General features: G+C 63.8%; 16 protein-coding genes. 4 read left to right on the top strand and 12 right to left on the bottom strand.

Annotated features, from left to right (window positions below):
- Positions 1–18: 18 nt before the first annotated feature.
- The 3 genes from AAIH46_RS04190 to AAIH46_RS04180 form a co-directional block, all read right to left on the bottom strand.
- Complete coding sequence (locus tag AAIH46_RS04190) at positions 19–885, bottom strand: ABC transporter permease (RefSeq protein ID WP_430304345.1); 867 nt, start codon at positions 883–885, stop codon at positions 19–21.
- Positions 882–1,769, bottom strand: a complete 888-nt coding sequence (locus tag AAIH46_RS04185; protein ID WP_430304344.1) for an ABC transporter permease — start codon at positions 1,767–1,769, stop codon at positions 882–884. The genes AAIH46_RS04190 and AAIH46_RS04185 overlap by 4 nt, the downstream gene beginning before the upstream one ends.
- A 75-nt stretch (positions 1,770–1,844) precedes the next feature.
- A complete protein-coding gene (locus tag AAIH46_RS04180; protein ID WP_430304343.1) occupies positions 1,845–2,630 on the bottom strand; it encodes an ABC transporter ATP-binding protein in 786 nt (261 codons plus the stop codon).
- A 127-nt stretch (positions 2,631–2,757) separates the two neighbouring features.
- Between AAIH46_RS04180 and AAIH46_RS04175 the strand changes: the two genes are divergently transcribed.
- A complete protein-coding gene (locus tag AAIH46_RS04175; RefSeq protein ID WP_430304341.1) occupies positions 2,758–3,171 on the top strand; it encodes a cupin domain-containing protein in 414 nt (137 codons plus the stop codon).
- Between the two features lie 70 nt (positions 3,172–3,241).
- Here AAIH46_RS04175 and AAIH46_RS04170 read toward each other — a convergent pair whose 3' ends face one another.
- From AAIH46_RS04170 to AAIH46_RS04150, 5 genes are all read right to left on the bottom strand, one after another.
- Positions 3,242–3,619: an endonuclease domain-containing protein gene (locus tag AAIH46_RS04170; protein ID WP_430304340.1), complete on the bottom strand. Its 378-nt coding sequence runs from the start codon at positions 3,617–3,619 to the stop codon at positions 3,242–3,244.
- A gap of 161 nt (positions 3,620–3,780) precedes the next feature.
- Positions 3,781–5,235, bottom strand: a complete 1,455-nt coding sequence (hydA, locus tag AAIH46_RS04165; RefSeq protein WP_430304339.1) for a dihydropyrimidinase — start codon at positions 5,233–5,235, stop codon at positions 3,781–3,783.
- Between the two features lie 75 nt (positions 5,236–5,310).
- Entirely contained in the window at positions 5,311–5,715 is a 405-nt protein-coding gene (locus AAIH46_RS04160; protein WP_430304338.1) for a VOC family protein, read from the bottom strand.
- A 248-nt stretch (positions 5,716–5,963) separates the two neighbouring features.
- The gene (locus AAIH46_RS04155; protein WP_430304337.1) at positions 5,964–6,188 is read right to left on the bottom strand and encodes a hypothetical protein; all 225 of its coding nucleotides are present in this window, start codon (positions 6,186–6,188) and stop codon (positions 5,964–5,966) included.
- 49 nt (positions 6,189–6,237) lie between these two features.
- Positions 6,238–7,491 (bottom strand): Zn-dependent hydrolase, encoded by a 1,254-nt coding sequence (locus AAIH46_RS04150; protein ID WP_430304336.1) that lies wholly within the window; start codon positions 7,489–7,491, stop codon positions 6,238–6,240.
- A 290-nt stretch (positions 7,492–7,781) separates the two neighbouring features.
- On the opposite strand from AAIH46_RS04150, the gene AAIH46_RS04145 reads away from it, so the two are divergent.
- The gene (locus AAIH46_RS04145) at positions 7,782–8,426 is read left to right on the top strand and encodes a TetR family transcriptional regulator C-terminal domain-containing protein (protein WP_430304335.1); all 645 of its coding nucleotides are present in this window, start codon (positions 7,782–7,784) and stop codon (positions 8,424–8,426) included.
- A gap of 10 nt (positions 8,427–8,436) precedes the next feature.
- Here AAIH46_RS04145 and AAIH46_RS04140 read toward each other — a convergent pair whose 3' ends face one another.
- Positions 8,437–9,471 (bottom strand): YeiH family protein, encoded by a 1,035-nt coding sequence (locus AAIH46_RS04140; protein ID WP_430304333.1) that lies wholly within the window; start codon positions 9,469–9,471, stop codon positions 8,437–8,439.
- Positions 9,472–9,580: 109 nt separating this feature from the next.
- On the opposite strand from AAIH46_RS04140, the gene AAIH46_RS04135 reads away from it, so the two are divergent.
- Positions 9,581–10,462, top strand: a complete 882-nt coding sequence (locus AAIH46_RS04135; protein WP_430304331.1) for a LysR substrate-binding domain-containing protein — start codon at positions 9,581–9,583, stop codon at positions 10,460–10,462.
- Between the two features lie 186 nt (positions 10,463–10,648).
- Positions 10,649–11,128 carry a hypothetical protein gene (locus AAIH46_RS04130; RefSeq protein ID WP_430304330.1) on the top strand — a complete coding sequence of 160 codons (480 nt, stop codon included), beginning with the start codon at positions 10,649–10,651 and terminating at the stop codon, positions 11,126–11,128.
- 42 nt (positions 11,129–11,170) lie between these two features.
- Here the strand turns inward: AAIH46_RS04130 and AAIH46_RS04125 are convergent, their stop codons facing one another.
- The 3 genes from AAIH46_RS04125 to AAIH46_RS04115 all read right to left on the bottom strand — a co-directional run bounded on the left by AAIH46_RS04125 (position 11,171) and on the right by AAIH46_RS04115 (position 13,010).
- Positions 11,171–11,371, bottom strand: a complete 201-nt coding sequence (locus AAIH46_RS04125) for a hypothetical protein (protein WP_430304995.1) — start codon at positions 11,369–11,371, stop codon at positions 11,171–11,173.
- A gap of 274 nt (positions 11,372–11,645) precedes the next feature.
- The gene (locus tag AAIH46_RS04120; RefSeq protein ID WP_430304329.1) at positions 11,646–11,945 is read right to left on the bottom strand and encodes a putative quinol monooxygenase; all 300 of its coding nucleotides are present in this window, start codon (positions 11,943–11,945) and stop codon (positions 11,646–11,648) included.
- Between the two features lie 21 nt (positions 11,946–11,966).
- Positions 11,967–13,010, bottom strand: a complete 1,044-nt coding sequence (locus tag AAIH46_RS04115) for a zinc-binding alcohol dehydrogenase family protein (RefSeq protein ID WP_430304328.1) — start codon at positions 13,008–13,010, stop codon at positions 11,967–11,969.
- Positions 13,011–13,063 lie beyond the last annotated feature (53 nt).

Genomic DNA, 13,063 nt, shown 5'->3' with positions numbered 1-13,063 from the left:
TCGTTCCCTTTTTTATCGTTACCTCCGTCCACCGCGGACGGAAGGATGCCAGAAGGTGACCGCGCGTTCTGCGAGTGCCACCAATCCGTAGAAGATCGAGCCGGCGAGTGCGGCAACCGCGATCTCGGCCCAGACCATGTCGACATTGCTGCGTCCCACTTCCGTGGAAATCCGGAACCCCATGCCGACGATCGGGGTGCCGAAGAATTCTGCAACGATGGCGCCGATCAAAGCCAGCGTCGAGTTGATCTTGAGCGCGTTGAAGATGAAAGGCGAGGCCGCCGGCAGCCGCAGCTTGATGAGCGTCGGCCACCAGCCGGCCGCATAGGTGCGCATCAGGTCGCGCTCCATGTGGCTGGCCGCCGAAAGCCCCTGAACGGTGTTCACCAGCATCGGGAAGAAGGTCATGATGACGACGACGGCGACCTTGGAGGGCCAGTCGAAGCCGAACCACATGACCATGATCGGTGCGACGCCGACGACGGGAAGGGCGGCGACGAAATTGCCGATCGGCAGCAGGCCCTTCTGCAGGAAGGGCGAGCGGTCGATGAGGATGGCGACGAGGAAGCCCAGCCCGCAGCCGGCGATGTAGCCGGTGATCACCGATTTGAGGAAGGTCTGCTGGAAATCCGCCCAGAGGATCGGCAGCGAGTTGGTCAGCCGGACCCAGATCGCCGACGGTGCCGGCAGCAGGATGGGCGGGATGTTCAGCCCGCGCACGAGACATTCCCAGATGACCAGCAGCGTGGCGCCGAAGATCAGCGGCACGGCAATGCCGATCAGCCGTGAGATTGAAGCGCTCGCCGGCTTCAGCCGCACCAGGTATTCGTTGAGTCCCCAGGCGCAGATCCAGAACAGCACGGCAAATACGAGGTAGGCGCTCATGGCTTTGCCCCCATGCGCTTCAGCACCCGGGCATGTGCAAGTCCGACGATCGCGACCAGCAGGGCGGCAAGGCCGGCCGCCATGAACAGCGCTGCCCAGATCTGGATCGTCTGGCCGTAATAGGAGCCCGACAGCAGCCGCGCGCCGAGGCCGGCAACCGCACCGGTCGGCAGTTCGCCGACGATGGCGCCGACCAGCGAGATGGCGATCGCAACTTTCAGCGAGGTGAACAGGTAGGGCATCGAGGCCGGCCAGCGCAGTTTCCAGAAGGTCTGGCTCGGACTGGCGCCGTAGGTGTGCATCAGGTCGATCAGCAGCGTGTCGGGGCTGCGCAGGCCCTTCACCATGCCGACGACGATGGGGAAGAACGAGAGATAGGTGGAGATCAGCGCCTTCGGCATCAGGCCGGAAATGCCGACCGAGTTCAGCACGACGATGATCATCGGCGCGATGGCAAGGATGGGGATGGTCTGGCTGGCGATCACCCAGGGCATCAGCGAGCGGTCCATCGCCCGGTTGTGGACGATGCCGACGGCGAGCACGATGCCGAGCACGGTGCCCATGGCAAAGCCGGCCAGCGTCGCCGACAGGGTGATCCAGGCATGGTAGACGAGGCTACGCTTGGAGGTGACGGCCTTGTTGACGGTCGTATCCCACAGCTCGACGACGATCTGGTGCGGGGCGGGCAGGACCGGGCGATCCTGGGCAAAGGTGCGCTCGACGATCTGACCGAGCGTGACGGTCTCGCCTGCGCGCGCCGCCTGGTCTCTCACAAAGGGTGCGTTCAGGTAGACGACGAAGACGTGCCAGACGACGAGGATGACGGCGATCACGGTGAGCACCGGCAGGACCCGGTCGCGGAAGAGAGACGGGGTTCGGATCATGGGGCCGGCTCCGCAGTCGAGAGCCTGACCGTCGTCGCCGAACGCTGCGGCCGCTGCGCTTTCCGTGTCGGAACACTACTCCTCATAGCTGTGCCCCGCCTTCAGACCCTGGCGCACACGGTGGGCGATCTGTAAAAATTCCGGTGTCTCGCGGATGTCGAGCGGGCGGTCGCGCGGCAGCGTCGACTCGATGACGTCGATGACACGGCCGGGGCGCGGGCTCATGACGACGATTTTTGTCGACAGGTAGACCGCCTCCGGGATCGAGTGGGTGACGAAGCAGATGGTCTTGTTCGTCGCTGCCCAGAGCTTCAGCAGTTGTTCGTTCAGATGATCGCGGACGATCTCGTCGAGTGCGCCGAACGGCTCGTCCATCAACAGCAGGTCGGCGTCGAAGCCGAGCGCGCGGGCAATGGATGCCCGCTGCTGCATTCCGCCCGACAGCTGCCAGGGAAACTTCTTTCCGAACCCTCCGAGGTTGACGAGCTCCAGCGTCCGCTCGACGCGCTGTTTCTGTTCGGCGGCGCTGTAGCCCATGATCTCCAGCGGCAGCGCGATGTTCTTGTCGATTGTCCGCCACGGATAAAGCGCCGGCGCCTGGAAGACGTAGCCATAGGCGCGCGCAAGTCGTGCCTGTTCCGGTGTCATGCCGTTGATCTCTATCGATCCGGCGGTGTGTTTCTCGAGATCGGCGATGACCCGCAGGAACGTGGTCTTGCCGCAGCCGGACGGACCGATGAACGACACGAAATCGCCCTTGCGGATATCGAGGTCGACGTCTGACAGCGCATGCACCGAACCGTCGCCGGTCTCGAAGGTCAGCCCGAGGCCACGGGCGGAGACGACGGAGGCGGCGGTCATGGCCGGGCTCCGGGCTGGCAAAGGTTGGGCATTTGAGGGGCCATGTTTTCTGCTATCATCGGGTTGAGGGGCTGGCCGCCCTTGCCATCACGGCGGGTGCGGGTCGGGTCGAGGGAGGATGGTTTCCATGGACACATCAGCAAAGCCCACCTGCCGGCTGGTGAAGCCGGGCGCCACCTATGACGGAAAGCAGGGGCTGAGCTATTTTGCCGGCATCGCGGCCGAAACGGTGGGCGCCAAGGGCATCTGCATGCACATCCTGACGATCCCGCCGGGCGCGCGGGCGAAGGCCCATCTGCACGAGAACCACGAGACGGCGATCTACATGCTGTCGGGCAAGGCCGACACCTGGTACGGCGAGCGGCTGGAAAACCACGTCGTGGTCAGCGCCGGCGAGCTGTTCTACATTCCGGCCGGCGTGCCGCACCTGCCGGCCAATTCGTCCGACGAGCCGGCGACCGCGATCATCGCTCGCACCGATCCGAACGAGCAGGAAAGCGTCGTGCTGCTGCCGGAGCTGGACGGGTTGGTGAAGATCTGATGGGAGGCTCCAGCCAATCTCCCCCCTTGAGGGGGAGATGCCCGGCAGGGCAGAGGGGGGTGAGCCACGGTCACTTCGCATCGAAGTATTCCACGCCGATCGTGCGGATGATGCCTGAGCAAACTTCGTCGATATTGTTCAGGACTACGTCATTCCAGACCCGCAAGACCTTCCAGCCGACGGACTCCAGCTGCTCCGTTCGAGAGCGGTCATATTCCTGATCGGCGTCATTGCCATGTTGCGAGCCATCGACCTCGACAACCAGTCTGTGCGACGGGCATGCAAAATCGACGATATAGCCGGCGACTGGCATCTGCCGGCGGAAGCTCAGACCCATCAGTCGATGGGCTCGAAGCTCGTTCCCGAGCTTCAGCTCTGCGTCTGTCAGCGCTCGCCTCATGCGCTTGGCATTCTTTCGATTGGCCGTAGCAACTTCAAAATGCGTCATGGCCCGTCTCCAAGGCAAGATGCCCCCCTCTGTTACTTCGTGACATCTCCCCCTCAAGGGGCGAGATTGGACGCTCCGCGGCAACCCGATCTCCTCCAATGTGGGGGAGATGCCCGGCAAGGCAGAGGGGGCGGGTCCAAGCACTCCCATCATCGAATTGATCACACTCCACTCGCCGGGATGCCGGATCGCTCCACCTTGCGGGGAGCCGTCAATTCCTTCCAGGTCGACAGCGCCCGCGACACAGCCGGGTAGGGCTCGCGGGCGACGAATGCCCCATGGCCCTCGCGCGTCTTCACCATGCCGTCCTCGATCGCCACGACGCCTCTCGTCAATGTGTAGCGCGGCAGGCCGGTTACCTGCTTGCCCTCGAAGACGTTGTAGTCGATCGCCGACTGCTGGGTCCCGGCGGTGATGGTCTTCGACTTGTTCGGATCGAGGACGACGATATCGGCATCGGCGCCGACAAGGATTGCGCCCTTCCGCGGATAGAGGTTGAGGATCTTGGCAATATTGGTCGAGGTGACCCCGACAAACTCGTTCATGGTGAGGCGGCCGGTCACAACGCCGTGGGTCCACAGCATCGGCAGGCGATCCTCCAGACCGCCGGTGCCGTTCGGGATCTTGCGGAAATCACCAAGCCCGGTGCGCTTCTGCGCGGTGGTAAAGGCGCAATGGTCAGTCGCCACCACCTGCAGCGAGCCGGAGGCAAGCCCCGCCCAGAGACTGTCCTGGTGCTGCTTGTTGCGGAACGGCGGCGACATCACCCGTCGGGCGGCATGGTCCCAGTCGGGGTTGGCATATTCGCTCTCGTCGAGCGTCAGGTGCTGGATCAGCGGCTCGCCACAGACGCGCATGCCATTCTGCCGCGCCCGGCGGATCGCCTCATGCGCCTGTTCGCAGGAGGTGTGGACCACGTAGAGCGGGCTGCCGGCCATGTCGGCGATGATGATGGCGCGATTGGTCGCCTCGCCCTCGACCGAAGCCGGCCGCGAATAGGCATGCGCCTCGGGTCCGTCATTGCCTTCGTCCATGAGCTTGGCCTGCATCGCAGCGACCACGTCGCCGTTCTCCGCATGCACAAGCGGCAGCGCCCCCAGTTCGGCGCAGCGCGAGAACGAGGCGAACATCTCGTCGTCGTTCACCATCAGCGCGCCCTTGTAGGCCATGAAGTGCTTGAAGGTGTTGATGCCCTTCTCCTGAACGACGGTCTTCATGTCGTTGAAGACCTGCTCGCCCCACCAGGTGACGGCGATGTGGAAGGAATAGTCGCAGGTGGCGCGGGTCGCCTTGTTGTCCCAGCGCTTCAGCGCATCGAGCAGCGACTGGCCGGGATCGGGCAGACAGAAATCGACGACCATGGTGGTGCCGCCGGAAAGCGCCGCGCGCGTGCCGCTTTCGAAATCGTCGGCGGAATAGGTGCCCATGAACGGCATTTCGAGATGCACGTGCGGATCGATGCCGCCCGGCATGACGTAACAGTCCGTTGCGTCCAGCACCGTGTTGCCCGACAGGTTCGGGCCGATCTCGATGATCTTGCCGCCGTCGATCCTGACGTCCGCCTTGTAGGTGAGGTCGGCGGTGACGATGGTGCCGTTCTTGATGACTGTGGTCATGCTGGTCTCCCTTGGTGTCGTCATATCCGTCAGCCGTGGCCAAGTCTGGACGCTGGCCACGCGATTTGCATGCGGTCAGGCAATCCTCTCGATATCGATCGCCTCTGCCGAGCGCCTGGACGGACCATGGTAGACCGCTTCGACATTGTTGCCGTCGGGATCGAGCAGGAAAGCGCCGTAATACCGGCTATGATAGGGGCGAAGGCCGGGCGCACCATTGTCGCGCCCGCCTGCAGCAAGTCCGGCTTCCCAGAAGGCCCGGACCATCGCCTCGTCGGCGGCTTGGAAGGCAATATGGAGGCAGGATACGGGGGCTTTACGCTTCGGCGAGACGTAGAATTCGTCGCACCAGAAATCCTCGCCATCATCCTCGATCTCCATCCCCAAGGTGGCAAACACCGCCTTGTAGAACTGTTTGCTCGCGGCGATGTCCTCGACGAATATTCCGACATGGTCGATCAGGCGGCCAACTTTACTCATGAACAGGATGTCCCTTTTCGAGGTTGAACAGCGCGAATGCGGACCGCGTGCCGCGGCGTTCGCTTGCGCGCCCGATTCGTGGGTTGTGAGGGGTGGCGGGGTGCATTGCTCGACGACCTCCGCCGTCTCCAGCACGACGTGGACGAAACATCATCGGAGGGGCGAGCTTTGTTGACCGACAGGCATCGCGGCCGGCGTTGTAGACGACGTCCATGTGGCTAAGGCCGGGCCGTCTTACCGCCGGAAACTCAAACTTCGACGAGTTCGAGGCGTTTTTCAATGCGCGTGAGACGGTCGTCCAATCTGTCGAGGCGGTTGGAGAAGCCGGCGTTTTGAGAGGTGAGGCCACCAATCTGGTATTCAAGGACACCAAGACGCGCCTTGACTTCCGACATGTCGTCGGAGAGGCGGTCCATCTTGCCTCTGATAGCGCGCAGATGTTCAAGTACGAGGTTGTCGGTTGACGAGGACATGTCTGATGCTCCATCGGCCCGGATGCAGCCCAACATACAGCCGAAGTGCTCACCCCACAATCTCCGCCGTTTCCAGCACTGCGTGGAACAGCACGTCGCAGCCGTTAGCGGCCCATTCGCTGGAGATCTCCTCGGCCTCGTTGTGGCTGACGCCGTTGACGCAGGGGCAGAAGATCATCGTCGAAGGCGCAAGCCGGGCGGCCCAGCAGGCATCGTGGCCGGCGCCGGAGATGATGTCCATGTGGCTGTAGCCGAGCTTGTCGGCGGCCGAGCGGACGCGCTCCACCAGCGTCGGATCGAATGTCACCGGGTCGAAATGGCCGACCGCTTCCACCGAGCAGCCGACGCCGAGCGCTTCGCAGATGGTCCGGGCTTCCGCCTCGATCTTGGCGCGCATGCGATCGAGCTTGTCCTGGCTCGGCGTGCGCATGTCGACGGTGAACACGACCTTGCCCGGCAGCACGTTGCGCGAGTTCGGCGAGAAGAAGGCCTGGCCGACGCCGGCCACTGCACCCGGCTGCTCTTCCATCGCCACCGCCTGGACCATTTCCAGAATGCGGCCAAAGGCAAGCCCGGCATTGACCCGCATCGTCATCGGCGTCGAGCCGGTATGCGCCTCGCGGCCGGTCAGCGTGAATTCCAGCCACCAGAGGCCCTGGCAGTGCGTCACCACGCCGATCTGCCTGTTCTGCGCCTCGAGGATCGGTCCCTGCTCGATGTGGTATTCGAAATAGGCGTGCATCTTTCGGGCGCCTACCTCTTCGTCGCCCAGCCAGCCGATGCGCTTCAACTCGTCGCCATAGGTCTTGCCGTCCGGGTCCTTGCGGCCATAGGCGTAGTCGAGCGTATGGATGCCGGCGAACACGCCAGAGGCCAGCATTGCCGGTGCAAAGCGGGCGCCTTCCTCGTTCGACCAGTTGGTGACGGTGATCGGATGCTTTGTCTGGATGCCGAGATCGTTCAGCGTCCGGATCACCTCGAGGCCCGCCAGCACGCCGAGCACGCCATCATACTTGCCGCCGGTCGGCTGAGTGTCCAGGTGACTACCGACATAGATGGGCAGGGCGTCGGGATCGGTGCCGGGGCGGGTGGCAAACATCGTGCCCATTTGGTCGACGCCGGTCGTCAGACCCGCCTCGTCGCACCAGCGCTTGAACAGGTGGCGACCTTCACTATCGGCATCCGTCAGGGTCTGGCGATTGTTGCCGCCAGCAATGCCGGGGCCGATCTTCGCCATCTCCATGAGGCTGTCCCACAGCCGATCGCCATTGACGCGCAAGTTCTCGCCTGGTGCTGCCACCATTCGCTCATTCCTTCGATTGCTCAGCCTGTTGGGGTGCGATGCCCGGCTGCTGTTCCCTGCGGCCCGGCGCGCATCTTCTTGAGGGTCGGGCTGCCTTGGACTTGCCTTCGCCGAATGCGTCGCCGATAAATTGACCGGTTGGACAAAGCTTACAACGTCCCGGCTCGCACTCAAGTCGAAAAGCGTCCGGCGGCAGGAAAAATGAACAGAATTCCGGCAGCTCAAATCCGGGATCAAAAACTGTGCATCTGCGTCCATTTGGGCGCGCAGTGCACCGAGGAAGCGTCGGCATGGTGGCGAGAGCGGCAAAGACCCAGCGGCGGACGCGCATCCAGGAGGAGAAGGAGGAGAAGATCCTCGAAGCCGCGCTCGGGGTGTTCTCCGCCTATGGTTTTCGTGGCTCCACCATCGACCAGATCGCCGAGGCGGCCGGCATGTCGAAGCCCAACCTTCTCTACTACTTCCGCACAAAGGAAGCGATCCACCGGACGCTTCTCGACCGCATGCTGTTCACCTGGCTGGAGCCGCTGAGGGCCTTCGACGCAGACGGAGATCCGGAGGCCGAGATCCGCTCCTACATCCGCCGCAAGCTGGAAATGTCGCGCGACTTTCCGCGGGAGAGCCGGCTGTTCGCCAACGAGATCCTGCAGGGCGCTCCGCATATCGAAGACGAGCTGAAGGGGCCGCTGCGCGAACTGGTGGATGAGAAGGCGCGCATCATCCGCGGCTGGGCGGAGGCCGGCAAGATCGCCGCCTGCGATCCGCATCACCTGATCTTCTCGATCTGGTCGACCACCCAGCATTACGCCGATTTCGACGTGCAGGTGCGGGCGGTACTCGGTGCCGATGCCGGCAAGGAGCGCTTCGAGCAGGCCGCCCATTATCTGGAGGGGCTGTTTCTGCGTGGCTTGAGAGCGGCGGCCAAGGACACCTGACGGCCGGGGATCAAAGCCCCGTCAGCCTCACCATCAGATAGCCGAACACCGAGATGAACAGCCAGCCGAAGGCGCCGAGCGCCAGCGGCCGCAGACCCTTGGCCTTCAGTGCGCGGATGTCGGTCTGCAGGCCCATCGCGGCAAGGCCGGTCGCCAGCAGGAACGTGCTGGCGAGGGCGGCCAGTCCCTCCAAAGCCTTCGGAATGTCGACGACGCTGTTGAGCGCGGCCATGGCGATGAAGCCGAGCACGAACCACGGGAAGGGCGCTGCTCCGGCTGAATGCTCGCCGCGCGCGGTGCGGAACGCCGTCAGGCCGAGGATCATCACCAGCGGCGCCAGCAGCACGACGCGCGCCAATTTCGAGATGGTGCCGAATTCGCCGGCCGCGTGGCCCGCCTGGAATGTCGCCGCGACCACCTGCGCCACCTCGTGCACGGTCGCACCGGTCCACACACCATAGGCCATGGCGTCGAGGCCGAGCGGGGCGGCGAGGAGCGGGTAGACGAGCATCGAGATCGAGCCGAAGATCGTCACGCAGGCCACCGCATAGGCAACATCTTCCTCGCGACCGCGGATGGCGGCATTGGCGGCGATCACTGCCGAGGCGCCGCAGACGGAGGTGCCGGCCGCGATCAGGCCGGTGGTCTGGCGGTCGACCCCCAGCCACCGTCCGACCATGGTGATCGCCAGGAAGGTTGCGGCGAGCGTCGCCACGACGGTGACGAGCCCGGGGGCGCCAAGCGCAACAACCTGGCTGGCGGTGATCTGCAACCCGAGCAGCACGATACCGAGCCGCAGCAGCCGTCGCAGCGAAAAGCCGATGCCGGCTGTGGCCGCTTTGGGTACGCCGGAGAGATTGCGGACCAGCATGCCGCAGATGATGGCGAGGATCAGCGGGCTGACAGCCTGCCAGCCGGTGAGGGTCCGGAAGACAAGACAGCCGCCGGCGATCAGGCCGCAAATCAGAAGACCGGGTGCGATGCCGTCCGCCAGTCCGGAGAAGGGCTGGAATACACGTTTCGTCTGAGCAATATGCGAGAGCATGGTGTGCTGATCCTGCCGGTAACGGAGCGCTCTTATTCTCCTGCAGGCATTTCCAGCGGTCCAACAGATTGGTATGATCGGATCCATCGCTTTAGACGAACGAAATTCGATGACCCTTGAACAGCTGCGGATTTTCCTGGAAGTGGCGGAGCGCCAGCATGTGACGCGGGCGGCCGAGGTGCTGAACCTGACGCAGTCCTCGGTCAGTGCGGCGATCGCAGCGTTTGAGGCGCGCCATGCGGTGCGACTGTTCAACCGGGTGGGGCGCGGAATCGAGCTGACCGAGGCCGGTCGGCTTTTCCTGCCGGAGGCGCGCAAGCTTCTCGATCAGGCGGCCGTTGCCGCCCGCCTGCTTGCCGATCTCTCCGGCACGGCCAGCGGAAGCCTGCGCATCCACGCCAGCCAGACGGTGGCGAGCTACTGGCTGCCGCAGCGATTGATGCGCTACCACGCAGAGTATGCGCAGGTGGATCTCGGGCTGACGGTCGGCAATACCCATAGCGCTGCGGAAGCCGTGCTGGCGGGCCGGGCGGAACTGGCGGTTGTCGAGGGTGACGTCGATCTGGACGCGCTGACGGTCACCAGGGTCGGTGAGGACCAACTGGTCCTGGTCGTCGGTGGGCGTCATGCCTGGGCGGACGGGCGTTCATTGTCTGCGGCTGATTGCCTGGAAACCAGCTGGATCCAGCGAGAGCCCGGATCCGGCACGCGGGCCGCCTTCGAGACGGAGATCCGGCGTCTCGGGCTGCAGCCGGACGAGTTGCAGGTTGTGCTGGAATTGCCGTCCAACGAGGCAGTCATCGCCGCGGTCGAAGCGGGCGAAAGTGCTGCCGTCCTGTCTTCGCGCGCGGTCGAGGCGCATGTGGCGCAGGGGCGGCTGCGGGCCGCCGCCCTGCCGATGCCGAACCGGCCGTTCTTCCTTCTGCGCCACTCCGAACGGCACGTGACGCGCGCCATGCGGGCGATGATCGACGTGCTGGGCGAGGGGTAGGGCCGGCTGCGCTCGCATCCATTAGACTTCGCGCTCGCACCATTGCCCCCGTGCATCGGGAGAGCCGACGCTGTGCACGGCGAAGTGTCGTCAGTCGCAAGCGGTTGCCGGCATCGTCGCTTTCATTTCGCGCGAAGATCGCTATCTACCGGGGATGAAAATTCTCTTGAGACGGAGGGGCGCCTGATGGCTTGGACTTCGGCCATCGCTTTCCTCGTCATTGGCCTGGCGTTTCTGATCGATCGCCGGATCGGCGCCGGACTGGCAGCTCTCGCGGCCCTTGTGGCGGCCATCGTCTTCGTTCCGACGTTCTTCGGGCACGCCGAGCGGGGAGGTCGGACCGACGCCGTGATCGCCGGTGCAAGGCTGGATGCCGAGGCATGCCGCGATCCGGGCATGCCCATCCTGATCGAGTTGAAGAACGGTAACGACCGGGCCGCCGTGAAGCGCCTGTCGTTCACGCTCCTCGGCAGGCTCAAGGGGCAGACCTCCGTCGCGTATCGGGCGTTCCTGCGCGAGGACCGGGTGCTGGCGGCAGGCGAGACGTCAAAGATCTGTCACGCGCTTCTTCCGCATGCCTTCGCGCCGCCGCGGCCCGAGGAGATCATTCCCGGGAACTACGACTGGTCCGTGGATCTCTCGTTGGTGGATTTCGCCGGCGCGTGAGGATGACGATGCGCCGGGAGGGCCGCCGGCGCTGTTCCGCTCTCAGCTCCTGCGGGCTTCCAGTCGCCGCCGGTCACGTTCCAGATGCTGAACGCCGAGCGTCGTCAGGCGGATCTGTCGTTTCTGAAACTCGCCTCGGATTTCGATGAAACCCTTTTCCTCGGCTTCGCCCAGCGTCTTCAGGCTGGTGCCCTTCGGAGGAGGCTGCCAATCCGCACCGACCGTGCTGTGCAGCAAGACCATGATCTTGATAATGTGCGTATCTCCAAGCGCGGATAAAGAGAGTGGCGGCTGCACCGCGAGCCGATGAGGCTCGTGGGCCAAGCCGGTCCTGCTCTTAACGCACCGCGCGTGGTTTGTAATGACCAAAGGATAGCCGATCCGCATTCATGCCACCGAGCGCTGATTGAAGTCCGTCAGGTCGACACCACATCGACAAGTTCTTCAGCCGAAGTCCACGGCGTCGTGCCCCGATCGTCCGGCCTGTTGGCCGCACCATCGGGGGCTGGACGCACCTTCAATCCCTTGGCGATCGTTCGTTGCTGGCGTCGTACAACTTGACCTCGTTTCGCATTCGCCCAGACCAACGGGTGAAGATCGCGACGACCTCCGGCCGGGCTAGGTAAGCATCAAGCGAGGCCCTGTCGTTCCACCGTTCCAGAACCGTCACGCTTCCCTCGGCCGGATCGTCTAATGTAAACGAGAAGAACAGGTTACCTTTTGCGGCCCTGCCGATCGACAAGGTACTACGAGCGTCCGCGACAAAGGCATCGACCTCGGACGGAGCCACGAACACGTGGCCTGCAACAATCAGCATGTGCTTACTCCGGTATATGATTCAGATGGCGACGGTTCGTACGTCAGGCAACGTCACGACAATCTTCGTTGCCGTGACGCCGGCCTTCTGAGCTTCCAAAGCCGCCTGGAGCGCTTCGAGCCCGCTACCAGATATCTTTGCGGGAGGTGCTGCGACGAAGGTTCCATCAGCGAGCCCTTTTGGAAGAAACTCGCGGTAGATCATCGGTCCAACATCGTCGTCCTTCAGCATCGTTCCGAAAATGTGAGTTGCATCGACGCTCGCAGGTCGGTCTTCGGGCGGCGGAAGGGTCGCTGCGATCTTCCTCACGCCTTCGCAACGGCTGACGACGGTCATGCAGGCGGCGATGTCGCCGGTCGCATGCAGCGTGCCAGCAAGGTGCTGCCCGCTCAGCCGATGGACGAGGTCCTCAATGAGTGTATCGCTCTTGTAGTCGAATACCTCCATCGCGCCGAGCTTCTGGAGCATCTCCGCGTTCCTTTCCGACGCAACGGTTATGCACCGGTACCCTGACGCGACCGCAAGTTGGATTGCGTTACATCCGACGCTGGACGATCCTCCCCACACAAGCACCACCTCAGCGCTCGATACTGCTGCCGCCGTGGGCGGCCTTAACGCCAGTTGAGTACTTCCATACAGCCCGCTCGCGGCTGTGCCGAGGCCGAGCGGAAGCACGGCCGCTTCGACGAATGTCATTTGATCCGGGATTGGCGACGCCATGTGCTCGAGCACGATCGTATGTTCCTGGAAGGCGCCATGATCAGCCTTGTTCACCGTCGTGCCGACCGCCTGGCCGAGGACGCGATCCCCCACCTTCAGTCGCGTGACACCATCGCCGATCGCCACGATCTCGCCGGCTACGTCACTGCCCAGGATCGTCGGGTAGTCGAGCCAGGGCAGGATGGCGTTGTCCTGTAACAGCCAGTCGATAGGGTTGATCGCGATCGCTGCGTTGCGGATCAGAATTTCGTTTGTATCCGGCTGTGGCAGGGGCGCGGCCCCGACTTGCAGCGGCTCGCCTGGTGCATTCTGCCAAGCGGCTCGATTGGTGGTCGTTGCAGACATGAGGCTAACTCCGGTTGTTTCAGTTCCGAAATATGACCTCGCCTCTGTCTCAT

This window comes from Rhizobium sp. 0TCS1.26 (genome assembly GCF_050455525.1).
Classification (GTDB): domain Bacteria; phylum Pseudomonadota; class Alphaproteobacteria; order Rhizobiales; family Rhizobiaceae; genus Neorhizobium.
Note: the sequence above shows the minus strand (reverse complement) of the source record. Positions and strands in the feature narration are given on the sequence as shown.